Annotated in this window: 23 protein-coding genes; 12 read left to right on the top strand and 11 right to left on the bottom strand. The window is 68.9% G+C overall.

The window, feature by feature from the left end:
• Nucleotides 1–117 precede the first annotated feature (117 nt).
• Complete coding sequence (locus tag BTH_RS22525) at nucleotides 118–1065, bottom strand: DMT family transporter (RefSeq protein WP_009890422.1); 948 nt, start codon at nucleotides 1063–1065, stop codon at nucleotides 118–120.
• Nucleotides 1066–1326: 261 nt separating this feature from the next.
• On the opposite strand from BTH_RS22525, the gene dapC reads away from it, so the two are divergent.
• The 6 genes from dapC (at nucleotide 1327) to cls (ending at nucleotide 7604) form a co-directional block, all read left to right on the top strand.
• The gene (gene dapC, locus BTH_RS22520; protein WP_025404095.1) at nucleotides 1327–2574 is read left to right on the top strand and encodes a succinyldiaminopimelate transaminase; all 1248 of its coding nucleotides are present in this window, start codon (nucleotides 1327–1329) and stop codon (nucleotides 2572–2574) included.
• Between the two features lie 56 nt (nucleotides 2575–2630).
• Nucleotides 2631–3458, top strand: a complete 828-nt coding sequence (dapD, locus tag BTH_RS22515; protein WP_009890418.1) for a 2,3,4,5-tetrahydropyridine-2,6-dicarboxylate N-succinyltransferase — start codon at nucleotides 2631–2633, stop codon at nucleotides 3456–3458.
• Nucleotides 3458–3832, top strand: a complete 375-nt coding sequence (locus BTH_RS22510; RefSeq protein ID WP_009890416.1) for an ArsC family reductase — start codon at nucleotides 3458–3460, stop codon at nucleotides 3830–3832. Before dapD ends, BTH_RS22510 begins: the two co-directional genes overlap by 1 nt.
• 73 nt (nucleotides 3833–3905) lie before the next feature.
• Nucleotides 3906–5045: a succinyl-diaminopimelate desuccinylase gene (dapE, locus tag BTH_RS22505; protein ID WP_009890414.1), complete on the top strand. Its 1140-nt coding sequence runs from the start codon at nucleotides 3906–3908 to the stop codon at nucleotides 5043–5045.
• Between the two features lie 13 nt (nucleotides 5046–5058).
• Nucleotides 5059–5982, top strand: a complete 924-nt coding sequence (gene prmB / locus BTH_RS22500; protein ID WP_009890412.1) for a 50S ribosomal protein L3 N(5)-glutamine methyltransferase — start codon at nucleotides 5059–5061, stop codon at nucleotides 5980–5982.
• 182 nt (nucleotides 5983–6164) lie between these two features.
• Nucleotides 6165–7604 carry a cardiolipin synthase gene (cls, locus tag BTH_RS22495; protein WP_009890411.1) on the top strand — a complete coding sequence of 480 codons (1440 nt, stop codon included), beginning with the start codon at nucleotides 6165–6167 and terminating at the stop codon, nucleotides 7602–7604.
• A gap of 99 nt (nucleotides 7605–7703) precedes the next feature.
• Here the strand turns inward: cls and BTH_RS22490 are convergent, their stop codons facing one another.
• Nucleotides 7704–8183: a glutathione peroxidase gene (locus tag BTH_RS22490; protein WP_009890409.1), complete on the bottom strand. Its 480-nt coding sequence runs from the start codon at nucleotides 8181–8183 to the stop codon at nucleotides 7704–7706.
• A 146-nt stretch (nucleotides 8184–8329) separates the two neighbouring features.
• On the opposite strand from BTH_RS22490, the gene abc-f reads away from it, so the two are divergent.
• The gene (abc-f, locus tag BTH_RS22485) at nucleotides 8330–10270 is read left to right on the top strand and encodes a ribosomal protection-like ABC-F family protein (protein WP_009890407.1); all 1941 of its coding nucleotides are present in this window, start codon (nucleotides 8330–8332) and stop codon (nucleotides 10268–10270) included.
• Nucleotides 10271–10346: 76 nt separating this feature from the next.
• Here abc-f and BTH_RS22480 read toward each other — a convergent pair whose 3' ends face one another.
• The 3 genes from BTH_RS22480 to alr form a co-directional block, all read right to left on the bottom strand.
• Nucleotides 10347–10613 (bottom strand): DUF2866 domain-containing protein, encoded by a 267-nt coding sequence (locus tag BTH_RS22480; protein WP_009890405.1) that lies wholly within the window; start codon nucleotides 10611–10613, stop codon nucleotides 10347–10349.
• A 174-nt stretch (nucleotides 10614–10787) separates the two neighbouring features.
• Entirely contained in the window at nucleotides 10788–12164 is a 1377-nt protein-coding gene (gene radA / locus BTH_RS22475) for a DNA repair protein RadA (RefSeq protein WP_009890404.1), read from the bottom strand.
• Between the two features lie 10 nt (nucleotides 12165–12174).
• Nucleotides 12175–13245, bottom strand: coding sequence for an alanine racemase (gene alr, locus BTH_RS22470; RefSeq protein WP_009890402.1), 1071 nt, complete (start codon nucleotides 13243–13245; stop codon nucleotides 12175–12177).
• Between the two features lie 210 nt (nucleotides 13246–13455).
• Here alr and lplT point away from each other — a divergent pair, with 210 nt between their 5' ends.
• A complete protein-coding gene (lplT, locus tag BTH_RS22465; protein ID WP_011402233.1) occupies nucleotides 13456–14763 on the top strand; it encodes a lysophospholipid transporter LplT in 1308 nt (435 codons plus the stop codon).
• A gap of 89 nt (nucleotides 14764–14852) precedes the next feature.
• Nucleotides 14853–15662, top strand: a complete 810-nt coding sequence (gene thiD / locus BTH_RS22460) for a bifunctional hydroxymethylpyrimidine kinase/phosphomethylpyrimidine kinase (protein ID WP_009890398.1) — start codon at nucleotides 14853–14855, stop codon at nucleotides 15660–15662.
• 176 nt (nucleotides 15663–15838) lie between these two features.
• Here the strand turns inward: thiD and BTH_RS22455 are convergent, their stop codons facing one another.
• Genes BTH_RS22455 through tsaB form a run of 4 tightly spaced genes read right to left on the bottom strand, consistent with a single transcriptional unit; the run spans nucleotide 15839 to nucleotide 19347 of the window.
• Nucleotides 15839–16819 (bottom strand): DUF1853 family protein, encoded by a 981-nt coding sequence (locus BTH_RS22455; protein WP_009890396.1) that lies wholly within the window; start codon nucleotides 16817–16819, stop codon nucleotides 15839–15841.
• Nucleotides 16816–18117: a uracil-DNA glycosylase gene (locus BTH_RS34610; protein ID WP_009890394.1), complete on the bottom strand. Its 1302-nt coding sequence runs from the start codon at nucleotides 18115–18117 to the stop codon at nucleotides 16816–16818. Before BTH_RS34610 ends, BTH_RS22455 begins: the two co-directional genes overlap by 4 nt.
• Nucleotides 18104–18601, bottom strand: a complete 498-nt coding sequence (gene rimI, locus BTH_RS22445) for a ribosomal protein S18-alanine N-acetyltransferase (RefSeq protein ID WP_009890393.1) — start codon at nucleotides 18599–18601, stop codon at nucleotides 18104–18106. Before rimI ends, BTH_RS34610 begins: the two co-directional genes overlap by 14 nt.
• Complete coding sequence (gene tsaB, locus BTH_RS22440; RefSeq protein WP_201762906.1) at nucleotides 18598–19347, bottom strand: tRNA (adenosine(37)-N6)-threonylcarbamoyltransferase complex dimerization subunit type 1 TsaB; 750 nt, start codon at nucleotides 19345–19347, stop codon at nucleotides 18598–18600. Before tsaB ends, rimI begins: the two co-directional genes overlap by 4 nt.
• A 169-nt stretch (nucleotides 19348–19516) precedes the next feature.
• Between tsaB and BTH_RS22435 the strand changes: the two genes are divergently transcribed.
• The 3 genes from BTH_RS22435 to aceA all read left to right on the top strand — a co-directional run bounded on the left by BTH_RS22435 (nucleotide 19517) and on the right by aceA (nucleotide 23462).
• Complete coding sequence (locus tag BTH_RS22435; protein ID WP_009890389.1) at nucleotides 19517–19786, top strand: acyl-CoA-binding protein; 270 nt, start codon at nucleotides 19517–19519, stop codon at nucleotides 19784–19786.
• A 427-nt stretch (nucleotides 19787–20213) separates the two neighbouring features.
• A complete protein-coding gene (locus BTH_RS22430; RefSeq protein ID WP_009890388.1) occupies nucleotides 20214–21761 on the top strand; it encodes a DEAD/DEAH box helicase in 1548 nt (515 codons plus the stop codon).
• Between the two features lie 393 nt (nucleotides 21762–22154).
• Nucleotides 22155–23462, top strand: a complete 1308-nt coding sequence (gene aceA, locus BTH_RS22425; protein ID WP_009904798.1) for an isocitrate lyase — start codon at nucleotides 22155–22157, stop codon at nucleotides 23460–23462.
• A 235-nt stretch (nucleotides 23463–23697) separates the two neighbouring features.
• Here the strand turns inward: aceA and BTH_RS22420 are convergent, their stop codons facing one another.
• Both BTH_RS22420 and BTH_RS22415 read right to left on the bottom strand, forming a co-directional pair.
• Nucleotides 23698–24132, bottom strand: a complete 435-nt coding sequence (locus BTH_RS22420; protein WP_009890382.1) for a universal stress protein — start codon at nucleotides 24130–24132, stop codon at nucleotides 23698–23700.
• A 267-nt stretch (nucleotides 24133–24399) separates the two neighbouring features.
• A complete protein-coding gene (locus BTH_RS22415; RefSeq protein ID WP_009890380.1) occupies nucleotides 24400–25302 on the bottom strand; it encodes a LysR family transcriptional regulator in 903 nt (300 codons plus the stop codon).
• Between the last annotated feature and the right edge of the window lie 96 nt (nucleotides 25303–25398).

Genomic DNA, 25398 nt, shown 5'->3' with positions numbered 1-25398 from the left:
TTCGGAGCCTGCGTTGCGCGCCGCGCTTCGGCCGAAAGGCCCGCGCGCGCGCCGCACGCCCAAGATTCGAAAAACGGGGCCGTGCTGTCAAGCAGTCGGCCCCGCGGATGGGGCCAATCATACCATCGCGCGCGCGCCGTCCCGCGGCTCGCGCGGCTCGCCGTCGGCCGGGCGGGCCCGATGCACGCGGCTCGACAGCAGGGTCGCGACGACGATGCAAAGGCCGCCCGCCCATTCGCGCGCGCTCGGCACTTCGTTGGCAAAAAGCCACGCCGACAGCGCGGTGACGACGATCTCGAACAGCATGATGATCGACGCGCGGTTCGCCGGCACGCGCGCGAGGCCGTGCTGGACGAGCATGTTGTTCGCCGCGACCGTCACGCCGATTCCGACGACGAGAAGCGCCGCGAAGCCGAGATCGCCGCCCCTGGGCAGCGGCGGCAGCCCCTCCACGAACGACGCGGCGACGCCCATCGCGGCCGCGCCGGCGAACAGCGTCGCCGTGCGCATCTCGGGCTTCATCTGCGGCAGCTCGCGGCTCGCCTTGACGACGAGCACGTTGCTCATCGCGAAGCTCATCCCGGCCGCGAGCCCCGCCCATTCGGCCGGATTCGACGGCAGCGGCACGCCGAGCCGCGGCGACCACAGCATCAGCACCGCGCCGCCGAGCGACAGCGCGGCGAGCGCCGCGCCCGCCGCCGTCAGCCGCTCGCGCAGGATGAAGTGCGCGTAGATCGCGGTCCACGCGGGCGTCAAATAGAAGAGCAGCATCACGCGCAGCACCTCGCCGTGAATCGTGCCCCAGACGAAGCCGAGATTCGTCACGCCCGCGGCGACACCCAACGCGGGCAGCAGCCAATGCCGGCGCACCGTCGCGATCGACTTGCGCCGCACGATCAGCACGAACCCGCACGCGACGACGCTCGTCGCCGCGCTCGCCGCCGTGCCCGTCACGCCGAGCGCCGCCAAAAGGCGCAACGGATACCAGATCAGGCCCCATACCGACGCGCCGACCAGAATCGCGAGCGTCGGCCAGCCGGCGCTCCGTCGTTCATTCGCTTGCAAACCGAACCTCTTTCCTTCCTTCTCCGGACGGCGTCGCGGCACGCGCGCCGCGCGTTCCGCCGTCCGATGTCACGCTATAATCGAGCGCCGTCGCCTCGCCCAACAGGCCGGCACGAGCCGGCCCGCCGGCATACCGCGCCGCGACCCGCCGCGCCCCTTCTTCGCCCGCGCAAGGCGGCGCCAGCCGCGCCGCCTTGCGCCCGTTTTGCTTAAACCGGCCCGTCCGATCGGCCATCTACCGGCTCCGTGAGCCTCACGCCCGTGAATCCTCGTCTCGACACGCTGCAGCCCTACCCGTTCGAAAAGCTCCGCGCGCTCTTTGCCGGCGTGACGCCAAGCGCGCATCTGCCGCCGATCAGCTTCGGCATCGGCGAGCCGAAGCACGCAACGCCCGCGCTGATCCGCGACGCCGCGGCCGCCGCGCTCGACGGCCTCGCGTCGTATCCGGCGACGGCGGGCACCGATGCGCTGCGCGAGGCGCTCGCGCGCTGGCTCGAGCGGCGCTACGGGCTGCCCGCGATCGACGCGACGACGCAGGTTCTCGCCGCGTCGGGCTCGCGCGAGGCGCTCTTCTCGCTCGCGCAGGCGGTGATCGATTCGAGCCCGCGCGGCAACCGCGACAAGCAAGGCGGCGAATGCCAAAACGGCGAAAGGCCGATCGTACTCTGTCCGAATCCCTTCTATCAAATCTACGAAGGCGCGGCGCTCCTCGCGGGCGCCGAGCCGTACTTCGTCAACAGCGATCCGGCGCGCAACTTCGCGCCCGATTATTCGGTCGTGCCGGCCGACGTGTGGGCGCGCACGCAGCTCGTCTACGTGTGCTCGCCGGGCAACCCGACGGGCGCCGTGCTGACCCTCGACGACTGGCGCAAGCTCTTCGCGCTGTCGGACGAGCACGGCTTCGTGATCGCGTCGGACGAATGCTATTCGGAGATCTACTTCGACGAGGCGAAGCCGCCGCTGGGCGGCCTCGAGGCCGCGCACAAGCTCGGCCGCGGGTTCGAGCGCCTCGTGATGCTGTCGAGCCTGTCGAAGCGCTCGAACGTGCCGGGCATGCGCTCGGGTTTCGTCGCGGGCGACGCGGCGCTCCTCAAGCGCTTCCTGCTGTACCGCACCTACCACGGCGCGGCGCTGTCGCCCGTCTGGCAGAAGGCGAGCGTCGCCGCCTGGGGCGACGAGGCGCACGTGCGCGAGAACCGCGCGCTCTACGCGCAGAAGTTCGCGACCGTCACGCCGATGCTCGCCGACGTCGTCGACGTGCGCCTGCCCGACGCCGCGTTCTACCTGTGGGCGAACGTCGCGCGAACCGGCCTGTCGGACACCGAGTTCGCCCGGCGCCTCTACGCCGACTATAATGTGACGGTCCTGCCCGGCTCGTATCTCGCCCGCGACGCGCACGGCGCGAATCCCGGCCGCGACTTCGTCCGGATCGCGCTCGTCGCCGGCACGGCCGAATGCGCCGAAGGCGCGCAGCGCATCGTCGATTTCTGCCGCGGCCTCGCCCGCTGAACGCGCGTGAAGCGCCCCCGATTCATCCATCATCCACGTCCAGCATAGCCACGAACATGTCGCAACAACTTCAGCAAATCATCGATAACGCCTGGGAAAACCGCGCCGAGCTGTCGCCGAAGGCCGCATCCGCGGAAATCCGCGAAGCCGTCGCGCACGCGATCGAGCAGCTCGACCGCGGCGCGCTGCGCGTCGCCGAGAAGATCGACGGCGCATGGACCGTGCACCAGTGGCTGAAGAAGGCCGTGCTGCTGTCGTTCCGCCTGGAAGACAACGCACCGATGCCTGCGGGCGGCTACACGCAGTTCTACGACAAGGTGCCGTCGAAGTTCGCGAACTACACCGCCGAGGATTTCGCCGCCGGCGGCTTTCGCGTCGTGCCGCCCGCGATCGCGCGCCGCGGCTCGTTCATCGCGAAGAACGTCGTGCTGATGCCGTCTTACACGAACATCGGCGCGTACGTCGACGAAGGCACGATGGTCGACACCTGGGCCACCGTCGGCTCGTGCGCGCAGATCGGCAAGAACGTGCACCTGTCGGGCGGCGTCGGCATCGGCGGCGTGCTCGAGCCGCTGCAGGCGAACCCCGTCATCATCGAGGACAACTGCTTCATCGGCGCGCGCTCGGAAGTCGTCGAAGGCGTGATCGTCGAGGAGAACTCCGTGATCTCGATGGGCGTGTACCTCGGCCAGAGCACGAAGATCTACGACCGCGAAACGGGCGAAGTGACGTACGGCCGCATTCCGGCCGGCTCGGTCGTCGTCGCGGGCAACCTGCCGTCGAAGGACGGCACGCACAGCCTCTACTGCGCGGTGATCGTGAAGAAAGTCGACGCGAAGACCCGCGCGAAGGTCGGCCTGAACGAACTGCTGCGGGGCGACTGATGGCGGGCGCGAAAGCCGCGGCCGGCACCGTCGTCTACGGAATCCCGAACTGCGACACCGTGAAGAAGGCCCGCACCTGGCTCGAATCGCACGGCGTCGAGTTCGCGTTCCACGATTTCAAGAAAGCCGGCGTGAGCGCGCCGCTCGTCAAGGGCTGGCTCGCGGACGTGACGCTCGCCGCGCTCGTCAACCGGCGCGGCACCACGTGGCGCGCGCTGACCGACGAGCAGAAGGCCGCAGCCGAATCCGAGGCGGGCGCGATCGCGCTGATGATCGACAAGCCCTCGGTGATCAAGCGGCCCGTCGTCGTCGTCGACGGCCGCGTGAAGGCGCTCGGCTTCTCGGCCGACGAGTACGCGGGGCTCTTCGCCTAACGCCGCGCGCACCGCCGCCCCAACCTGCTGCCGGCCGTCGCGCCGGCATTTTTTATCGAAAGTGGTCCGAACCATGTCCGCCACCCTTGCCCTCACCGAACAGCTGATCGCGCGCGCGTCCGTCACGCCCGACGATCAGCACTGCCAGCAGTTGATGATCGAGCGCCTCGCCGCGCTCGGCTTCGAGTGCGAAACGATCGCGTCGCACGGCGTGACGAACTTCTGGGCCGTCAAGCGCGGCACGGCCGGCCGCGAAGGCAAGCTGCTCGCGTTCGCGGGCCATACCGACGTCGTGCCGACCGGCCCGCTCGAGCAATGGAGCTCGCCGCCGTTCGTGCCGACGCACCGCGACGGCAAGCTGTACGGCCGCGGCGCGGCCGACATGAAAGCATCGCTCGCGGGCTTCGTCGTCGCGGCGGAGGAATTCGTCGCCGCGCATCCGCAGCACCGCGGCTCGATCGGTTTCCTGATCACGAGCGACGAGGAAGGCCCGGCCACCGACGGCACCGTGAAGGTCGTCGAAGCGCTCGCCGCGCGCGGCGAGCGGCTCGATTACTGCATCGTCGGCGAGCCGACCTCGACGGCGACGCTCGGCGACGTCGTGAAGAACGGCCGGCGCGGCTCGATGTCGGGCGAGCTCGTCGTCAAGGGCGTGCAAGGCCACATCGCGTATCCGCATCTCGCGAAGAATCCGATCCATCTGCTCGCGCCGGCGCTCGCCGAGCTCGCGGCCGAGCAATGGGACGAAGGCAACGAGTACTTTCCGCCGACCACCTGGCAAGTGTCGAACCTGCGCGCGGGCACCGGCGCGACGAACGTGATTCCGGGCCACGCCGATCTGCTGTTCAACTTCCGCTTCTCGACGGCGAGCACGGTCGAGGGCCTGCAGGCGCGCGTGCACGCGATCCTCGACAAGCACGGGCTCGATTACGCGCTGAACTGGTCGGTGAGCGGCCTGCCGTTCCTCACGCCGCGCGGCGAGCTGTCGAACGCGCTCGACGCGGCGATTCGCGCGGAAACCGGCCTGTCGCCCGAGCTGTCGACGACGGGCGGCACGTCGGACGGCCGCTTCATCGCGCGCATCTGCCCGCAGGTGATCGAGTTCGGCCCGCCGAACGCGAGCATCCACAAGATCGACGAGCACATCGAAGTGCGCTTCGTCGAACCGCTGAAGAACGTGTACCGCCGCGTGCTCGAACAACTGATCGCTTGACGAAGGCCATCCGATGACGACATCCCCCTCCCCGTTCAAGACCGTCCGCGACCTCGTGCGCTACGCGGTGTCGCGCTTCTCGCAGGCGAAACTCGCGTTCGGCCACGGCTCGGACAACGCGTTCGACGAAGCGGTCTATCTCGTGCTGCACACGCTGCATCTGCCGCTCGATACGCTCGAGCCGTTCCTCGACGCGCGCCTCACGCCCGGCGAGATCGACGCCGTGCTCGCCGTGATCGAGCGCCGCGCGACCGAGCGCGTGCCCGCCGCGTATCTCACGCGCGAAGCGTGGATGCACGGCCATCGCTTTTATGTCGACGAACGCGTGATCGTCCCGCGCTCGTTCATCGGCGAACTGCTCGACGACGGCCTGCAGCCGTACGTCGAGGACCCCGAGCTCGTCGGCTCGGTGCTCGAGCTGTGCACAGGCTCCGGCTGCCTCGCGATCCTCGCCGCGCTCGCGTTTCCGAACGCGAGCGTCGACGCGGTCGACCTGTCGGCCGACGCGCTCGCAGTCGCGAAGATCAACCGCGACGACTACGGGCTCGACGAGCGGATCGCGCTCCACCACGGCGACCTGTACGCGCCGCTGCCGCAGTTCAAGTGGATCGATTCCGCGCAGCGCTACGACGTGATCATCACGAACCCGCCTTACGTGAACGCGGAGTCGATGGCCGAGTTGCCGGCCGAATACCGGCACGAGCCGGAAATGGCGCTCGCGGGCGGCGCGGACGGGATGGACATCGTGCGCCGCATCATCGGCGAAGCGCGCCGCTGGCTGAAGGACGACGGCGTGCTCGTCGTCGAGATCGGCAACGAGCGCGCGAACGTCGAGGCGGCGTTCGGCGGCCTCGAGCTCGTCTGGCTGCCGACGAGCGCGGGCGACGACAGCGTGTTCCTGATCCACGCGAGCGACCTGCCCGCCGTCGCTGGCTGACGCCTGCGCGTTTGCCGTGCGGGCCGGCGCATCGGCAGCCGGCATGCGCGGCCGGCACGTCCGCAACCGGCACGTCCGGCTCGTACGGAGTCGCCGCTTGCGCGCACGCTTCGGTAAGATGCGCGTAAGCGGCGCCCGGTCGCGGCGCGCCGCGTGGCCTCCCTCTGGACTCCGACGCGCTCATGACTCTCGACTGGCTCCATCTCGGCACCCTCATCGGCCTCGCGCACGTGCTCGGCGTGATCGCGGCCTGCCATGCGATCCTGAACACACGCACGTCGCAAGGCGCGATCGCCTGGGCGGTGTCGTTGACGGCGGTGCCGTACCTGACGCTGATTCCGTACCTGTTCCTCGGCCGCAGCAAGTTCTCCGGCTACGTGGACGCCCGCCGCCACGAAACCGCGGCGCTGCGCACCCGCACGCACCCCGCGCCGTGGGACGCCGAAGGCTCGACGCTCGGCGCGCCGAAAGACGCGCTCGGCATCGCCCGCGTGCGCGCGCTCACGCGCCTGGTCGGCATGCCGTTCGTCTCGGGCAACGCGGTGCGCACGCTCGTCAACGGCGACGCGACGTTCGCCGCGATCCTCGCCGCGATCGACGCCGCGCGCAGCTACGTGATCGTCCAGTTCTTCATCGTCCGCGACGACGCGCTCGGCGCGATGCTGCGCGACACGCTGATCGCGCGCGCGAAAGCGGGCGTGCGCTGCTATCTGCTGTACGACAGCATCGGCAGCTTCGATCTGCCGTCGAGCTATGTGCACACGCTGCGCGAAGGCGGCGTCGAAGTGCATCCGTTCGCGACCAACAAGCAGTTCGTCAACCGCTTCCAGCTCAACTTCCGCAACCACCGGAAGATCGTCGTCGTCGACGGCGAGCGCGCGTTCGTCGGCGGGCACAACGTCGGCGTCGAATATCTCGGCGGCAATCCGCGCTTGTCGCCGTGGCGCGACACGCACATCGAAGTGCGCGGCCCCGCCGTCGCGAACATCCAGTACGTGTTCGCCGAGGACTGGCACTGGGCGACCCAGTCGCTGCCGCCGCAGGCGCCGCCGCCCGCGCCCGTGGCCGACGCCGACATGCACTGCCTCGTCGTGCCGATGGGCCCCGCCGACAAGCAGGAAACGGGCTCGCTCTTCTTCGTGGAGGCGATCAACGCCGCGCGCGAGCGCGTGTGGATCACGACGCCCTACCTCGTGCCCGACGAAGCGGTGATTTCCGCGCTGAAGCTCGCGGTGATGCGCGGCGTCGACGTGCGGGTGCTGATTCCGAGCCGGCGCGATCACTATGTCGTGTTCGAGGCATCGAAGCTCTATGCGCGCGATCTCGTCGACGCGGGCGTGCGGATCTTCCGCTACCGCCCCGGCTTCCTGCACCAGAAGGTCATGCTGATCGACCGGGCTGCCGCCGCCGTCGGCAGCGCGAACCTCGACAACCGGTCGTTCCGGCTGAATTTCGAGATCATGGTGCTGACCGTCGACGATGGCTTCGCGACCGAAGTCGAGGCGATGCTCGCGCGCGACTTCGAAGACGCGTTCGAAGTCGATCTGAGCGAATACCGGCGCTCGCCCGCGTGGCGGCGCGTCGCGATGCACGTCGCGAGGCTGTTCGCACCGATTCTCTGACGGCGCGCGGCACGCGATCGGGCGCCGTGCAGCCCGAACGGCCCCGACTGTTCGGGCGGCCCGCACGCCCGATTCGGGCCGCGCGGCGCGCCGCCGCGCTCAAAGCAGCTTTTCGACGTCCGCGGCGATATCCTCGGGCTTCGTCGATGGCGCGTAGCGCTTCACGATCTCGCCCTCCCGGTTCACGAGGAACTTCGTGAAATTCCACTTGATCGCCTTGAGGCCGAGAATGCCGGGCGACTCTTCGGTCAGATACCGGTACAGCGGATGCGCGTTCGCACCGTTCACGTCGATCTTCGCGAACATCGGAAACGTGACGCCGTAGTTCTTCTCGCAAAACGCGCCGATCTGCGACGCGTCGCCCGGCTCCTGCTTGCCGAACTGATTGCACGGAAAGCCGAGCACGGCGAGCCCGCGTTCGCGAAAGCGATCGTACAGCTGCTGCAGCCCCGCGTACTGCGGCGTGAATCCGCACTCGCTCGCCGTGTTGACGATGAGAAGCACCTTGCCCCGGTACTGCTCGAGCGGCACCTCGCCCCCCGAAAGCGCCTGCGCGTTGAATGAATACAGTTTCGACATCGGCTCGTTCCTCCCTGTTTTGATATGGTTGCGCCGTCGGCGAAAGTCTAGGCGAATTCGGCGCGGCGCGCATGCTCCGCCGTCCGGACGATCCCGCGGATGCGGCGCGCAGTCTAGAATAGCGATTTTCTCCAGCATTTCTCGCCGTGATCCGTTTCAATCAGTTCAGTCTCGCCCGCGGCACGAAGCCGCTCTTCGACGCGACCTCGTTCACGCTGAATCCCGGCGAGAAGGCGGGCCTCGTCGGCGCGAACGGCGCCGGCAAATCGACGCTCTTCGCAGTGCTGCGCGGCGAGCTGCACGCGGACGCGGGCGACTTCTCGATGCCGCCGGCGTGGCACATCGCGCACGTGTCGCAGGAGACGCCCGCCGTCGATCGCAGCGCGCTCGACTACACGCTCGACGGCGACGCCGCATTGCGCGCGATCGAGGCGCGCATCGCGCAGGCGTCCGCCGCGCACGACGGCGCGGCCGAGGCCGATGCGCATGCGGCGTTCGCGGATGCCGACGGCTACACCGCGCCCGCGCGCGCCGAGGCGCTGCTGCTCGGGCTCGGCTTCACGCTCGCGCAGACACGCGAGCCCGTCGCGAGCTTCTCGGGCGGCTGGCGAATGCGCCTGAATCTCGCGCAGGCGCTGATGTGCCGCTCGGATCTGCTGCTCCTCGACGAGCCGACGAACCACCTGGATCTCGACGCGATCGTCTGGCTCGAAGACTGGCTGCATCGCTACCCCGGCACGCTCGTCATCATTTCGCACGATCGCGAATTCCTCGACGCCGTCTGCAACGTGACGCTGCACCTCGAGAACCGTCAGGTGAAGCGCTACGGCGGCAACTACTCGCAATTCGAAGTGTTGCGCGCGCAGCAGCTCGAATTGCAGCAAAGCGCGTACGAGAAGCAGCGAAAGACGATCGCGCATCTGCAGAGCTTCGTCGATCGGTTCAAGGCGAAGGCGTCGAAGGCGAAGCAGGCGCAAAGCCGGGTGAAGGCGCTCGAGAAGATGGAGCTGATCGCGCCCGCGCACGTCGCGTCGCCGTTCACGTTCGAATTCCGCACGCCCGATTCCGCGCCGAATCCGATGCTCGTGATGGAAGACGTGCGCTGCGGCTATCACGCGGACGGCGGCGGCGAGATTCCGATCGTCGAGCGCGTCGCGCTGTCGATCCAGAACGGCCAGCGCATCGGCCTCCTCGGCGCGAACGGCCAGGGCAAGTCGACGCTCATCAAGACGCTCGCGGGCACGCTCGCGCCGCTTTCGGGCGACGTGCGCACCGGCCGCGGCCTCACGATCGGCTATTTCGCGCAGCATCAGCTCGAGACGCTGCGCGAGGACGAATCGGCGCTCGCGCATCTCGCGCGCCTTGCCCCCGACACGCGCGAGCAGGAACTGCGCGACTTCCTCGGCGGCTTCAACTTCTCGGGCGACATGGCGACCGCGCCGATCGCGCCGTTCTCGGGCGGTGAGAAAGCGCGGCTCGCGCTCGCGCTGATCATCTGGCAAAAACCGAACCTGCTGCTGCTCGACGAGCCGACGAACCACCTCGATCTCGAAACTCGCCACGCACTCACGATGGCGCTCGCGCAGTTCGAGGGCACGCTGATCCTCGTGTCGCACGATCGCCACCTGCTGCGCGCGACGACCGACCAGTTCATGCTCGTCGCGAAGCACCGGCTGCAGCCGTTCGACGGCGATCTCGACGACTACCGCGACTGGCTGCTGCAGCACGCGGCGGAACAGCGCGCGGCGGCGAAGGCCGCATCGGGCTCGGCGAGCGACGCCGACGGCGGCGCGCCCGCGGTGAACCGCAAGGATCAGAAACGGCAGGAAGCCGAAGCGCGTCAGCGGCTGTCGCTGTTGAAGAAGCCGCTGCAGGCACGCATCACGAAAATCGAGAAGGAAATGGAGCGGCTCCACGCGCAGAAGGTGGAGCTCGACGCGTTCGTCGCCGATCCGGCCAGCTACGCGGCCGACCAGAAGGCGCGGCTCACCGAAGCGATCCGCAAGCTCGGCGACGTGAACGGCCGGCTCGAAACGCTCGAGGCGGACTGGCTCGGCGCGCAGGACGAACTGGAGAGTATCGGGTAACGCAAGCGGCGCGCGGGTATCGGGTATCGGGTATCGCCCATCGCCCGCGCCGCGCTCCGGGCGATGCAGCTCGGGATCACCTCCGCGGCAGCGTGTCGCGCGGCATCTGCTCGTCGTCGCCCATCAGGTAGCGACGACCTTCGACCGGCCGGCGGATCATCGCATACACCTCCGCCTCGGTCACGTTGACGGCGGCGACGCGGCGGGCAATCCGCCCGTCTCCGCCAATCCATTCGACGATCCGGCAACCGCCGCCCCACGGCGCGCCGATCGGCTCGGACACGCGGCATCCCCGGACGTTGTACGTGCGCGGCTGCGCACTGGCTTGATGAGATCGTTTCAACACGCTTCCCTTTCCCGCATCATGCGGCAAGACAACCCGGGCAAGCATAGAAAAAAACAGGCTGCAAAAGGGTTACATCAGCGTACCAAAACGTTACATGGTTTTACGTCCCCGATCCGCGCATGACCGCGCGTGAAAGGCGGCGGGCCGGAACACGCCCGCCGAGCGCCGCGCTCATTCGAGCACGCGGATCTGGTCGATCGCCTGCTCGATGCGCTCGACTGCGTGCACGCGAAGCCCGTCGATCGGCTGTTTCGGCGCATTCGCCTTCGGAATCAGCGCGGTCGTGAAGCCAAGCTTCGCGGCCTCGCGCAGGCGCTCCTGCCCGCGCGGCGACGGCCGGATCTCGCCCGCGAGTCCGACTTCGCCGAATACGATCAGACCCTTTGGCAACGGTTTGTTACGCATCGACGAGTGGATCGCGAGCAGCACCGCGAGATCGGCGGCAGGCTCGGTGATCTTCACGCCGCCGACCGCGTTCAGGAACACGTCCTGATCGAAGCACGCGATGCCTGCATGCCGGTGCAGCACGGCGAGCAGCATCGCGAGCCGGTTCTGTTCGAGACCGACCGCGAGCCGGCGCGGATTCGGCACGTTCGCGGTATCGACAAGCGCCTGCACCTCGACGAGCAGCGGCCGCGTGCCCTCCTGCGTGACGAGCACGCACGAGCCCGGCACGACCTCCGTGTGCTGCGACAGGAACAGCGCGGACGGATTCGCGACGCCGCGCAAGCCGCGCTCGGTCATTGCGAACACGCCGAGTTCGTTGACCGCGCCGAAGCGGTTCTTGAACGCGCGCACGAGCCGGAACGACGAATGCGTATCGCCTTCGAAGTACAGCACGGTGTCGACGATGTGCTCGAGCACGCGCGGCCCCGCGAGATTGCCCTCTTTCGTCACGTGGCCGACCATGATGATCGCCGTGCCCGATTGCTTCGCGATGCGCGTCAATTGCGCCGCGCATTCGCGCACTTGCGCGACCGAGCCGGGCGCCGACGTCAGCGCCTCCGAGTAGATCGTCTGGATCGAGTCGATGACCGCGACGTCGGGCCGCTCGGCGTCGATCGTCGCCTGGATTTTCTCGAGCTGGATCTCGGCGAGGAGCTTCAGGTCGGCCGCGCTCGCGCCGCCTTCGAGAAGCGCGAGCCGCTGCGCGCGCAGCGCGATCTGCGCGCCCGATTCCTCGCCGCTGATATAGAGCGCCGGCCGCTCGCTCGCGATCTGCGCGAGCGACTGCAACAGCAGCGTCGACTTGCCAATCCCCGGATCGCCGCCGATCAGCACGACCCCGCCCGCGACGAGCCCGCCGCCCAGCACCCGGTCGAATTCGCCGATCCCGGTCGAGAAGCGCGGCACGTCGGCCGCCTCGATGTCGGCGAGCCGCTGCACGGGCGCGCGCTTGGCGAGCGACTGGAAGCGGTGCGCGGACGGCGCGCTCTCCACCGATTCGACGAGAGTGTTCCATGCTTGGCACGACGGGCATTGCCCCTGCCACTTCGGCGTCTGCCCGCCGCACTCGGTGCAGACGAAAACCGTCTTCTGCTTCGCCATGCGCGCGCCCTTACTCGGCACGCACCGGCACGCGCGGCGCGACCGCGCACATCAGCTCGTAGCCGACCGTCATGCAGCGCGCGGCGACGTCGTCGATCGGCAGCGTCTCGCCCCAAAGCTCGACGCGCGCGCCGACGCCGGCCTGCGGCACGGGCGTGAGATCGACGGTCAGCATGTCCATCGACACGCGGCCGACGATCCGCGTGCGCACGCCGTCGACGACGACGGGCGTGCCCTCGGGCGCGATCCGCGGATAACCGTCCGCGTAGCCGCACGCGACGACGCCGATGCGCATCGTATCCTCGGCGACGAACACGGAGCCGTAGCCCACCGCCTGCCCCTTCGCGAGCGTCTGCACGGCGATCAGTTCGGAGGCGAGCGTCATCGTCGGCTGCAGGCCCTTGCCCGCGATGTCCGCCGAATGCCCGGACGGCGATGCGCCGTACAGCATGATGCCGGGCCGCACCCAATCGAAGTGCGCCGACGGGTGCCAGAGCACGGCGGCCGAGTTCGCGAGGCTGCGCGCGCCGGCAATGCCTTGCGCGCCGCGCTCGAACGTCGCCATCTGCTCGGCCACGCCGCGTTCGCCGTCGGCGTCCGAAAAATGGGTCATCAACGTGATCTGGCCGATGCCCGGGCACGCGCGCGCACGCTCCCACGCGGCGCGGAACTTCTCCGGCGCGTAGCCGAGCCGGTTCATTCCGCTGTTCATCTTCAGTTGAATGTTGACGGGCTTCGACAGCCGCGCGGTCTCGAGCATGCGCATCTGCTCGTCGTTGTGCACCGCGGTCGTCAGGCTGTAGCGGTCGATCACGTCGATGTCGGTCGACCGGAAGAAGCCTTCGAGCAGCAGGATCGGCCCGGCCCAGCCGAGCTCGCGCAGCTTCACGGCCTCGTCGAGGTCGAGCAGGCCGAAGCCGTCGGTGCCGCGCAGCCCGGGGAAGACCCGTGCGAGACCGTGCCCGTACGCGTTCGCCTTGACGATCGCCCAGACCTTCGACTGGGCGGCGTGGCGGCGCACGACGGTGAGATTGTTCGCGAGGGCTGCGGTGTGGATCGTGGCGGAAATCGGGCGCGGCATAGGAAATTTCAGTAAAGACGCTTGCGAATCATCAGCTTATCGCGCCTTTTGGGCGCGACGCCGATACGCGCGGAACGATCGGGGGATCTTGCTAGTCCGAATTGACGTATTTTCGTGATATAAAGCCGTGCGCACAACCCATTTCGAACGGAATAAGTCCGATTGCACGGCCCGCGCGGCCGAGCCGCCGCGAGGAACGCATCGCTTCAGATGAAAAAAGGTTTTTACTCCATCATGGCCGCGCAGTTTTTCTCGTCGTTGGCCGACAGCGCTCTTCTCATCGCCGCGATCGCCCTGCTCAAAGACCTCCACGCGCCGAACTGGATGATACCGCTCCTGAAGCTGTTCTTCGTCCTGTCGTACGTGGTGCTCGCCGCCTTCGTCGGCGCGTTCGCCGACTCGCGCCCGAAAGGGCACGTGATGTTCATCACCAATTCGATCAAGGTCGTCGGCTGCCTCATCATGCTGTTCGGCGCGCATCCGCTCATCGCGTACGGGATCGTCGGCTTCGGCGCCGCCGCCTATTCGCCCGCGAAGTACGGCATCCTGACCGAACTGCTGCCGCCCGAGCGGCTCGTCGCCGCGAACGGCTGGATCGAGGGCACGACGGTCGGCTCGATCATCCTCGGCACCGTGCTCGGCGGCGCGCTCATCAGCCCGAAGATCGCGTCGCACGTGATCGCGCACACGCCGCCTTCGATCAACACGCCCGCCGAGGCCGCGATGCTCATCATCATGGCGATCTACGTCACGGCCGCGCTCTTCAACCTGCGCATTCCCGACACGGGCGCGCGCTATCCGAAACAGCAGCACGGCCCGCTCAAGCTCGTCACCGATTTCGCCGACTGCTTCATGGCGCTCTGGCGCGACAAGCTCGGCCAGATCTCGCTCGCCGTCACGACGCTCTTCTGGGGCGCGGGCGCGACGCTGCAGTTCATCGTGCTCAAGTGGGCGGAGGTGTCGCTCGGCATGTCGCTGTCGGAAGGCGCGATCCTGCAGGCGGTGGTCGCGCTCGGCGTCGCCGCCGGCGCGATGATCGCCGCGAGCCGGATTCCGCTGCGCAAGTCGCTCACCGTGCTGCCCGTCGGCATCGTGATGGGCATCGCCGTGATGCTGATGGCGTTCTACACGCGCGAGCTGTTCCCCGCGCACTGGGCGCTGCGCATCGGGCACCTGCATTTGCCCTTCTATCTGCTCGTCGCATACGTGTTCCTGATGTTCGTCGGCGCGCTGTCCGGCTTCTTCGTCGTCCCGATGAATGCGCTGCTCCAGCATCGCGGCCACGTGCTGCTGTCGGCCGGTCATTCGATCGCCGTGCAGAACTTCAACGAAAACCTGTCGGTGCTCGTGATGCTCTGCGTGTATGCGGCGCTCGTGTGGCTGGACGTGCCGGTGGGCGTCGTGATCGTGCTGTTCGGCACGTTCGTGTGCCTGACGATGTGGCTCGTGATGCGGCTGCATATCGCGAACCAGCGCCGCTTCGATTCCGTCGCGCTGATCGGCGAATCGAAGCACTGAGCCGCGGCGCGCGCCGCTCGTCGACGAAGCGGCGCATCGCGTCCCACGCGCCTTTGCCCTGAAGCCGCAACCTTTCCCGCCTCGCCGCCATGACCCGACCGATTCCCAACGCGCTGACGATCGCCGGCTCCGACTCGGGCGGCGGCGCCGGCATCCAGGCCGACCTGAAGACGTTCTCCGCGCTCGGCGCTTACGGCGCGAGCGTGATCACCGCGCTCACCGCGCAGAACACGCGCGGCGTGACGGGCGTGCATGCGCCCGATGCGGGCTTCGTGACCGCGCAGCTCGATGCGGTGTTCGGCGACATCCGCATCGCCGCGGTGAAGATCGGCATGCTCGCGAACGCGTCGATCGTGCGCGCGGTCGCGGCCGCACTCGCGCGCTACGCGCCGCGCCATGTCGTGCTCGACACGGTGATGATCTCGAAGAGCGCGCACGCGCTGCTCGCGCCCGACGCCGTCGACGCGCTGCGCGACGAATTGCTGCCCCTCGCCGATCTCGTCACGCCGAATCTGCCGGAGGCGGCCGAGCTGCTCGGCGTCGCGGCCGCGACGACCGAGGAAGACATGGTGCGCCAGGGCGAAGCGCTCGTCGCCCGCGGCGCGAAGGCGGTGCTGATGAAAGGCGGCCATCTCGGCGCCGAGCGCGAAAGCCCGGACTGGCTGATCCAGGCGGGCGGCGCGCGGCGCTTCGCGGGCGCGCGGCTGCCGGTCGCGAACACGCACGGCACCGGGTGCACGCTATCGTCGGCGATCGCCGCGCTGCTGCCGCAGCGGGCGACGCTCGCGGACGCGATCGCCGATGCGAAGACCTATCTGACGGGCGCGATCGGCGCGAGCGGGCGGCTCGATGTCGGACAGGGCGTCGGCCCCGTGCACCATTTCTATCGGTGGTGGTGAGCCGCACGGGCCGAAGCTCGCTCGAGTCGCGCGGCTTCGACCGCGCGGCGAGCGCCACGCGGTTCACGGCGGGCGCTCGCCGATAGCGGGCACGCGCATCGCGATCTCGCCATGCGGCGCGCGATCGGCCAACTCCATCGCCCGACCCACCTCGCGCCGCCACGAACCGGCGCCGATCAGCGCGCGGCGAACGCGATCGCCCGCTGCGGCCAATCGTCGGGCACGATGAAGCCGCGCGAGGTTTCGCGCCACACCGAATCCGCGTCGCGCACGAGCGCGGCGACGAGCGACGGCCCCGGCTGTCGCGCGGCCTCGTCGAGCGCGGCCGCTGGCGTGAGCAGCGTGCAGCGCCCGCAGGCCACGTCCGCATCGTCGATCGCGCGCGGCGCGAGCCACGCGAGGCGCGGCAGCATGATCCACGCGGCGGCGCGCCGCGCCGCGGCGCGTGCGAACTTCGGCCACGCTTCGCGCGTGATCCAGAAGCCGCGCGGATGATCGGCATCGACTTCGGGCGGATCGACGATCGCGCCGCTCGCATTCACGTCATCGCCCGCGCGATAGAAGAGCCACCCCTTTACGAGCATCTGCGCGCGCCACGGCCCCGCGTGGCCGAGCGACGCGAACTCGTCGCGGGCCGTGAGCAGCAGTTGATGATCGACGAGCTTCGCGCGCTTCAGGTCGAAGCGGTCGGCGAGATTCGGGCCGACGAAATCGGCGAGCGACGCGGCGCCCGCCGCCGCGATGCATAGATAGCACTTGACCGCGAGTTCCCAGTGCAGGCGCTCGCCGCGCGCGGTCTCGATCAGGAAATCGCATTCGCCGAGCGTACGGCCGTTGAACCTCAACGGCAGATTCGCGGCGACGAGCCTCAGCGACGGCGCACGTTCGAGGAAAAAGCCGAGCAAGCATTCGGCGTAGCGGCCGAGACGAACCGGCCGCGCCTGCGCGAGCGTGTCGTGCAGCGGCGCGGGCCGCGCATCGAGCGCGGCAAGCCACGCGGCCGCTCCCGCCGCGTCGGCAACGCTCGCCCACGGCTGCGCGAGCGGTGCGCCCGCCGACGGCGCGAGCAGGCTCGCACTCGACAGCAGCCACGCGAGGTCGCGCACGGCCGCGTCGCGCAACGCGCTCAGCGGCACGGGCGACGCCGCGGCACTCATTGCGGATCGGCGGCCGGCGCGGCACTCCGGTAGGTATCGTTCGCGAGGCACAGATCGGACCAGGCTTTCGCCTTGTCCTGCAGGCTGCGCAGCAGATACGCCGGATGGTACGTGACGATCACGGGCACGCCTTCGTACTCGTGCACGCGCCCGCGCATCGAGGCGATGCTTCCGTCCGTCTTGAGAAGCGTCTGCGCGGCGAAGCGGCCGAGCGCGACGATCAGCTTCGGCTTCACGAGCGCGACTTGTCGCTGCAGATACGGCTCGCAGCGCGCGACCTCGTCGGGCTCGGGATTGCGGTTGCCGGGCGGCCGGCACTTGATCACGTTCGCGATATAGACGTTCTCGCCGCGCTTGAGCGCGAGCGCGCGCAGCATGTTGTCGAGCAGCTTGCCCGCCTGGCCGACGAACGGCTCGCCCTGCTTGTCCTCGTTCTCGCCCGGCGCCTCGCCGACGAGCATCCAGTCCGCGCGCTCGTCGCCGACGCCGAACACCGTGTTCGTGCGCTTCTCGCAAAGACGGCAGCGCTCGCAGTCGGCCACGCGCGCGCGCAATTCGTCCCAGCCGAGCTCGGCGACGGACGGCGCGCGAGCGGCGGGCTCCGCGGCGACGTCAGGCGGCGCGGGCTCGACCCCCGGCTCGAGATCGAACCACGACATGTCTTCGTCGGCTGCCGCCGCGCCGGCGTCGCCCCCGGTTCGTGCGGCCGGCGCGGACGCCGCCGACGAACGTGCCGGCTGCGCCGCATCCTGCTCGAAGGCCGCCGATTCCGCGGCAGCGGCGGCGACGGCGGCGTGCGGCGGCACGCGACGCGCGCCGCCCGCGGCGACCGGCTCGACCGTCGAAGCCGCGCGCGCGATCGTCGAGTCCCGCGAATTTCGCGCGCCCGACTCGAACGCCGCAGGCGCATCCGCCGCCCGCATGCCGGATTCGGCCGCCGCTTGCCGCGCTTGGCCGCGCGCGTCGGCAGCCTGCCGCGCAGGCGCCGCGCGACCGTCGGCGAGCGCGGCGGTCCCGATCGATTCCGCGTGCGCGGCGCCGTCGGCCGATGCGTCGTCCGCAGACGTCGACGCGGCCGGCGCCCCCGCACCACCGCGCCCCCTGCCTTGCGCGCCGTCATGCGACATCCGGCGCGCCGCATCCGACACCGGTTGCGCCCCTAGCGCAACCGCCGCGACGTCGGTCTCCCGCGCCGCGCCCGTCGCATCCTCGTTCACGCCGCCGGCGCGCGCCGCGCCGCGCCGCACCCACATGGGCGCGAGTCCCAGCTCTTCGAGCGCCGCTTCAGCCAATGCCATGCGCGCCTCCCTCCTTCGTCAATGCGAGACGCATCACGATTGCGTCCTCCCGGCTCCGGTGCTTCGCCGGATAGTAGTTCCTGCGCCGGCCAACCGACACGAAGCCGAAGCGCTCGTACAGATGGATCGCGCGCGGATTCGACGGTCGCACTTCAAGCAGCACGCCGTCGAGCCGCTCGGCGCGCGCGATCCGCACCGCCTCGCGCAGCAGCGCGAGCCCGACGCCCGCACGCTGCGCGGCGGGCGCGACGCACAGATTCAGCAGATGCATCTCGTCTACGACAGGCATCAGCACGCAATAGCCGACGAGCCCGCCCGTCACGTGCCGCATGCAAACGCCGAAGTACCCGTTGCGCAGCGAATCCTCGAAATTGCCGCGCGACCACGGAAATTCGTACGCGGCGCGCTCGATCTCGACGACCTCGTCGAGATCGGCGTCCGTCATCGGCGCCAGATAGCGGTCGGTCATCAGCACGCCGCTCATCGGCTGCCCCCGTCCGCGCGCGCGGCAAGCCGCTCGGCGGTGGTCTGCGCGACCTTGTCGCGCACATACTCGGGCGCCGCGCGATCGGCCGGCACGACGCGCCCCGCGCGATATGCGCGCAGCGCGACGTGCGCGATCGGCAGCGCGTGCGGCAACGCGTTCGCATCGATCGTCCGCGCCCGCGCGCACGCGGGCAGACGCTCGCCGAACGCGGCCGCCGCATTGCCGGCGAGCACGAACGGCGCGTCGGGCACCCGCACGTCGGCGGGCGCCGCGAGCGACGCCGGCGCGAGTTCGCGCCAATCGCCCGCCGCGCCGTCCCACGCGTAATCGGCCCAGTAGACCTCGTCCATCCGCGCATCCAGCACGGCGAGCACGCGGGTCGTGTCGCCCGCGTTCAGGCGCGCGGCCTCCGCGCACGCGACGAGCGTGCCGACCGGCACGACAGGCAGCGCGCGGCCGAACGCGAGCCCTTGCGCGACGCCCGTCGCGGTGCGCAGCCCGGTAAACGAGCCGGGGCCCGCGCCGAACGCGATCGCGTCGCAGTCGGCGAACGCGAGGCCCGCTTCGTCGAGCACCTCGCGCACGGCGGGCAGCACGCGCGTGCTCGACACGGCGCCCGTGCGCTCGTGGCGGACCCAGGTTTGGATGGAAGCGGCGCCGGCAGCCGGGCCGGCCGCGACGAGAAGCGCGACCGAGCAGAACTCGGTCGACGTATCGATGGCAAGGAGCACTGTTTGCGTCATGGCCGACATTGTAATGCGGCGCCCCGCCTGCACGGGCGATCCGGTCCGATTCGCGGGCGCTCGTCGCGCGCGAATCGGTTTGGAAGGAACGCTCGACCCGCCGCTCGCCCCTGCTTGCTAAGATCGTCGGCCTGGAAAAGCCAGCCTGGAAACCCTTACGGAGACACCCATGAGCGACATCACCGCCCAATTCGAGCAAGCGCAGATCGACGTGAAGCAACTGACCGAGCGGCCCGGCAACCTGACGCTGCTGCGCCTGTACGCGCTCTTCAAGCAGGCGACCGACGGCGACGTGCACGGCGACAAGCCCGGCTTCACCGACATCGTCGGCAAGTACAAGTACGACGCATGGGACGCGCTGAAGGGCACGTCGCAAGACGATGCGAAGAAGCAATACATCGAACTCGTGGAATCGCTGAAGAACGGCACCGCGTCCTGACCGCGCGTGGCTGCGGCCGGCGCCGCGCCGGCCGCACCCGAGGCGACCGCGGCGCGTCGCCTGCGAGAAGTGAAAACGACGGTGGCGCGGCGCAGCAAAAAACGGTATCATGCGGGCTGCGCATCGCGACGGGCGCTTCACCAACTGATGTCGGCAGTCCTCGTCGCCAGCGTTCCATAGCGTTTCGCTCCAATCCAGTTTAGAACCTGTCCCTTCCTGCGTAGCCCCTTGCGGGCTGTCAAGTCTCAGGCTGGCGGCATGCGCATCCGATGCGCGCCGCACCCAAAAACAGCTTCTAACGAAATTGTTGTCCGCACGTCGTCGACATGCGGACAATCGCCACGTTTCCCGATTTGCTCGATGAATCCGTCGACTTGGGTATGCGCGATTGGCGCGGCGTTCGACCCACTGTGTTTCAAGGATTGACATGACTTCGAGCAATTCCCTCAGCCCGCTCAGCCCGCTCAACGCGATCGCCGACGAGGCGATCGGCCTGCCCGCCGCAGCCGCAGCAGCCCAACCGGCCGTGAGCGATGCCGGCGACGCCGCGCCGGACGAACCGACGTTCGCGTCGCTCGGCCTGTCGCCGGAGATCGTCTCCGCGCTGCAGGCGGCCGGCTACGTGAAGCCGACGCCCGTGCAGCAGCGCGCGATTCCGGCCGGCATCGCCGGCCGCGACCTGCTCGTGTCGAGCCCGACGGGCTCCGGCAAGACGGCCGCGTTCATGCTGCCCGCGATCGAGCGCTTCGCGCAGTTGCAAAAAGCGCAGGCGCAGCAGCCGCGCGCGCCGCGCGAAGCGCAGCCGGGCGAGCGTCGCGGCCGCCGCCCGCAACCCGTCGCGCGCCCGGGCCTCCTCGTCCTCACGCCGACGCGCGAGCTCGCGATGCAGGTGACGACGGCCGCGTCGACGTACGGCAAGCACCTGCGCCGCCTGCGCACGGTCAGCATCCTCGGCGGCGTCGCGTACGGCCAGCAACTGATGCTGCTCGCGAAGAACCCCGAGATCCTCGTCGCGACGCCGGGACGCCTGCTCGACCACCTCGAGCGCGGCCGCATCGATTTGTCCGAACTGAAGATGCTCGTGCTCGACGAAGCCGACCGCATGCTCGACATGGGCTTCATCGACGACATCGACACGATCGTCGCGGCGACGCCCGCGTCGCGCCAGACGATGCTGTTCTCGGCGACGCTCGACGGCAAGATCGGCTCGCTCACGAACCGCCTGCTGAAAGACCCGGAGCGCATCGAGATCACGCAGAAGATCGAATCGCGCTCGAACATTGCGCAGACCGTGCACTACGTCGACGACCGCGATCACAAGGACCGTCTGCTCGACCACCTGCTGCGCGACACCGCGCTCGACCAGGCGATCATCTTCACCGCGACGAAGATCGACGCCGACCAGCTCGCCGGCCGGCTCGCCGACGCCGGCTTCCAGTCCGCCGCGCTGCACGGCGATCTGCCGCAGGGCGCGCGCAACCGCACGATTCGCGCGTTGCGCGAGCGCCGCGTGCGCGTGCTCGTCGCGACCGACGTCGCCGCGCGCGGGATCGACATCCCCGGCATCACGCACGTGTTCAACTACGACCTGCCGAAGTTCGCCGAGGACTACGTGCACCGGATCGGCCGCACGGGCCGCGCGGGCCGCTCGGGCACCGCGGTGAGCCTCGTGCATCACGCGGAGCAAGGGGCGCTCAAGCGCATCGAGCGCTTCGTTCGCGCGCCGCTGCCGGTGAACGTCGTCGAAGGCTTCGAGCCGCGCAAGGCGCCGCCGCCGCGCAACGATCGCGGCAACGGCCGCGGCCGTCCGGGCGGCAACGGCGGCCGCCGGTTCGGCGGCAAGCCGGGCGGCGGTCATGGCGGCGGCCGCTCGGGCGGCTGGAGCGGCAAGCCTGGCGGCAATCGCGAAGGCTATGGCGCGCGCCGCAGCGACGGCCAGCGCGGCGGCCCGCGGCGCGGCAACTCGGCAGCGTAAGTGACTGTCGGCAGGCAGGTCCGCAACGCGGACCCGCCCGCCCTCTCCCTTCGAAAACCGGCGCATTCGCGCCGGTTTTTGTTTACGCCCGAGATTTCACGATGCGAAAAAATCTTTTGCGTCGTAAAAAATCATGCTGCGTGGCACAACCAGAAGCATTGCGGCATGGAAAACTGCATTCCACAATAAGAAATTAAAACAACAAGACATTGATTTTTATAGAATAAATTTTTTACGGCTTTGTGAAAAAGCCCCTGTCTCGACGCACTCGATTTGCCTAGACTCTTATACAAGACTTCACGAACGAAACCGCCGAATCCCAAACGCGCCGCCCGCTTCGCAAAGTCAAGAATTTCATCTCTTCAGGCAACGACCACTCAAGGAGCACGCATCATGTCGCGTCAACAACAGGCTCAGGAACTGCAAAAGCAATGGGAAACCGATCCGCGCTGGAAGGGCATCAAGCGCGCGTTCACGGCTGAAGACGTCGTGCGCCTGCGCGGCTCGATCCAGCAAGAACACACGCTCGCGAAGCGCGGCGCGGAAAAGCTCTGGACGCTCATCAACAACGAGCCGTTCGTCAACGCGCTCGGCGCGCTGACGGGCAACCAGGCAATGCAGCAGGTGAAAGCCGGCCTCAAGGCGATCTATCTGTCGGGCTGGCAAGTCGCGGGCGACGCGAACGTCGCAGGCGAAATGTACCCGGACCAGTCGCTGTATCCGGCGAATTCGGTGCCGCTCGTCGTCAAGCGCATCAACAACACGCTGACGCGCGCGGACCAGATCCAGTGGTCGGAAGGCAAGAACCCGGGCGACGAAGGCTATGTCGACTTCTTCGCGCCGATCGTCGCTGACGCGGAAGCCGGCTTCGGCGGCGTGCTGAACGCGTTCGAGCTGATGAAGGCGATGATCGAGGCGGGCGCGTCGGGCGTTCACTTCGAAGACCAACTCGCGTCGGTGAAGAAGTGCGGCCACATGGGCGGCAAGGTGCTCGTGCCGACCCGCGAGGCGGTCGCGAAGCTCACGGCCGCGCGTCTCGCCGCCGACGTGATGGGCACGCCGACCGTGCTGGTCGCGCGTACCGACGCCGAAGCGGCCGACCTGATCACGTCCGACATCGACGACAACGACAAGCCGTTCCTGACGGGCGAGCGCACGGTGGAGGGCTTCTTCCGCACGAAGCCGGGCCTGGAGCAGGCAATCTCGCGCGGCCTCGCGTACGCGCCGTACGCCGACCTGATCTGGTGCGAAACCGGCAAGCCGGATCTCGAATACGCGAAGAAGTTCGCGGAAGCGATCCACAAGCAGTTCCCGGGCAAGCTGCTGTCGTACAACTGCTCGCCGTCGTTCAACTGGAAGAAGAACCTCGACGACGCGACGATCGCGAAGTTCCAGAAGGAACTCGGCGCGATGGGCTACAAGTTCCAGTTCATCACGCTCGCCGGCTTCCACGCGCTGAACTACTCGATGTTCAACCTCGCGCACGGCTACGCCCGCACGCAGATGAGCGCGTTCGTCGAGCTGCAGCAAGCCGAGTTCGCGGCTGCCGACAAGGGCTTCACCGCGGTCAAGCATCAGCGCGAAGTCGGCACCGGCTACTTCGACGCAGTGACGCAGACGGTCGAGCGCGAAGCGTCGACGACCGCGCTGCACGGCTCGACCGAAGACGAACAGTTCTTCGACGGCCAGAAAGTCGCCTGAACTCCACCAGGCGCTGGCGCGCCGCGCACGGCCACAAGCCGCCGCGGCGCGCGACCCGGCAAGACCAAGACCATATCGGGGAGGACTCGCCCGTCGCGCGCATGGTTGCGCCATGCCTGCCCAGGGCGCGCGGCGTCTTGCGACGTCGCTGACATTCGAGCGCGCCGGCCCTGCCCGGCGCGCCTATTTTTTTGCACGGCGCATCGCGGCCAATCGCCCGGCTGCGTGCGGCACGCTATCGATAGACGATCACGGGAATCTTCGTATGGGTCAGCACGCGTTGCGTCTCGCTGCCGATCAACAGGCTGCCGAGCCCGCGCCTGCCGTGCGACGCCATGAAGATCACATCGCAGCCGCCCCGCTCCGCCGCCTCGATGATGCCGAGATACGGCGACGGATGCACGCTCGTCGCCGACTCGCACGCAACGCCCGCGCGCCGCGCGGCCGCCTCGACCTCGTCCAGATGCGCGCGCGCCTCGCGCTCGCTGCGCTCGCGAAAATCGGCGGGCGGCTCGATCACGACCTCGGAAAACGGCGAGTACGGATATTGCGGCAGGCACGCGTAGGCCGTGACGCGCGCACCGACCGCCTGCGCGAGATCGATCGCGCCGTCGATCGCCTTCCTCGACAGATCGGACCCGTCGGTCGGAACCAGGATGTGCTTGAACATGGCGGCCTCCGTCGGCAACTGCGGCGCGTCCGGACGCGGGCGTACCCGCGGCGGGCAGCCGACGCCGGGCGGCCCGCGCGGACGCTGGGTGATTCGATTGTAGTGCGCGAATCCGCGCCGCTGCATCCGCTAGAGGGTTCGCCCTCATATCGGAAACGCGCGCGGTCTGGCGCGAATTCGGGTACGAATCCGGCGCAAGGATCTCGCACCGAAGCCGCGCGCGAAGACGCCGCGCATGCGGCGCCCGCGAGCGCCGCCGCGCGGGCGTCATCCCCAGTAGCCGGGGCGCTCGTACGTGTGCTTCAGAAAATCGAGAAAGAGCCGGACCCTGAGCGGCAGGTGCCGGCGCTGCGGAAACACCGCGTGAATGCCGATCGGCGGCGCGGCGAACGCGTCGAGCACGCTCACGAGCCGGCCCGCCGCGATGTCCGCGCCGACTTCCCACCACGAACGCCAGGCCAGGCCATGCCCCTCGAGGCACCATTCGTGCAGCACCGCGCCGTCCGAGCACTCCATCGTGCCGGACACGCGGATCGACACCACCTTGCCATCGTCGACGAAGGTCCAGCCGCGCTGCTGGTTCGCATTCGCCGCGAGCGCGAGGCAGTTGTGGCGCGCGAGATCGTCGAGCGTCTCGGGCATGCCCGCGCGCGCGAGATACGCGGGCGACGCGACACACACGCGCCGGTTCTCGCCGAGCTTCAGCGACACGAGCGACGAATCGGGCAGCTCGCCCAGCCGCACCGCGCAATCGAACCCTTCGTTGACGAGGTCGACCATCCGGTCGGACAGATCGAGCGTGACCGACACGTCCGGATGCGCGCCCGTGAACGCGGGCACGAGCGGCGCGACGTGGCGCCGGCCGAAGCCCGCGGGCGCCGACACCCGCAGGTGCCCGCTCGCCTTCACGCCGCCCGCGGACACGCTTGCCTCGGCGTTCTGCATGTCGTTGATGATCCGCTGGCAGTCCTCGAGGAACGCCGAGCCTTCGAACGTCAGCGTGAGCTTGCGCGTCGTGCGCACGAGCAGCTTCACGCCGAGCCGCTCCTCGAGCGCGTCGAGCCGGCGACCGATGATCGCGGGCGCGACCCCTTCCGCGTGCGCGGCCGCCGACAGGCTGCCCTTTGCCGCGACCGCGGCAAACGTTTCGATCTGTTTGAAGCGATCCATCCCATGTTCGGGCGGCGCGACGCGGCCACCCCGTCGAATCTGAAGTCGCTCCAGATTAGATATCGAAAAGTAAAAGATCAAGTGATGATTACTGTC

It is taken from the genome of Burkholderia thailandensis E264, assembly GCF_000012365.1.
Classification (GTDB): domain Bacteria; phylum Pseudomonadota; class Gammaproteobacteria; order Burkholderiales; family Burkholderiaceae; genus Burkholderia; species Burkholderia thailandensis.
The sequence above is the reverse complement of the archived record's forward strand: the minus strand, read 5'-3'. Positions and strand labels throughout refer to the sequence as shown.

Bases quoted from the DNA above. Each gene is read 5' to 3' on its own strand.
- thiD (WP_009890398.1), top strand. From the start codon at position 14,853: ATGACCCGACCGATTCCCAACGCGCTGACGATCGCCGGCTCCGACTCG.
- BTH_RS22415 (WP_009890380.1), bottom strand. From the start codon at position 25,302: ATGGATCGCTTCAAACAGATCGAAACGTTTGCCGCGGTCGCGGCAAAG.
- cls (WP_009890411.1), top strand. From the start codon at position 6,165: ATGACTCTCGACTGGCTCCATCTCGGCACCCTCATCGGCCTCGCGCAC.
- radA (WP_009890404.1), bottom strand. From the start codon at position 12,164: ATGGCGAAGCAGAAGACGGTTTTCGTCTGCACCGAGTGCGGCGGGCAG.
- aceA (WP_009904798.1), top strand. From the start codon at position 22,155: ATGTCGCGTCAACAACAGGCTCAGGAACTGCAAAAGCAATGGGAAACC.
- BTH_RS22430 (WP_009890388.1), top strand. From the start codon at position 20,214: ATGACTTCGAGCAATTCCCTCAGCCCGCTCAGCCCGCTCAACGCGATC.
- BTH_RS22490 (WP_009890409.1), bottom strand. From the start codon at position 8,183: ATGTCGAAACTGTATTCATTCAACGCGCAGGCGCTTTCGGGGGGCGAG.
- dapE (WP_009890414.1), top strand. From the start codon at position 3,906: ATGTCCGCCACCCTTGCCCTCACCGAACAGCTGATCGCGCGCGCGTCC.
- prmB (WP_009890412.1), top strand. From the start codon at position 5,059: ATGACGACATCCCCCTCCCCGTTCAAGACCGTCCGCGACCTCGTGCGC.
- lplT (WP_011402233.1), top strand. From the start codon at position 13,456: ATGAAAAAAGGTTTTTACTCCATCATGGCCGCGCAGTTTTTCTCGTCG.
- BTH_RS34610 (WP_009890394.1), bottom strand. From the start codon at position 18,117: ATGGCATTGGCTGAAGCGGCGCTCGAAGAGCTGGGACTCGCGCCCATG.
- alr (WP_009890402.1), bottom strand. From the start codon at position 13,245: ATGCCGCGCCCGATTTCCGCCACGATCCACACCGCAGCCCTCGCGAAC.
- dapD (WP_009890418.1), top strand. From the start codon at position 2,631: ATGTCGCAACAACTTCAGCAAATCATCGATAACGCCTGGGAAAACCGC.
- BTH_RS22420 (WP_009890382.1), bottom strand. From the start codon at position 24,132: ATGTTCAAGCACATCCTGGTTCCGACCGACGGGTCCGATCTGTCGAGG.
- tsaB (WP_201762906.1), bottom strand. From the start codon at position 19,347: ATGACGCAAACAGTGCTCCTTGCCATCGATACGTCGACCGAGTTCTGC.
- rimI (WP_009890393.1), bottom strand. From the start codon at position 18,601: ATGAGCGGCGTGCTGATGACCGACCGCTATCTGGCGCCGATGACGGAC.
- BTH_RS22510 (WP_009890416.1), top strand. From the start codon at position 3,458: ATGGCGGGCGCGAAAGCCGCGGCCGGCACCGTCGTCTACGGAATCCCG.
- BTH_RS22435 (WP_009890389.1), top strand. From the start codon at position 19,517: ATGAGCGACATCACCGCCCAATTCGAGCAAGCGCAGATCGACGTGAAG.
- BTH_RS22455 (WP_009890396.1), bottom strand. From the start codon at position 16,819: ATGAGTGCCGCGGCGTCGCCCGTGCCGCTGAGCGCGTTGCGCGACGCG.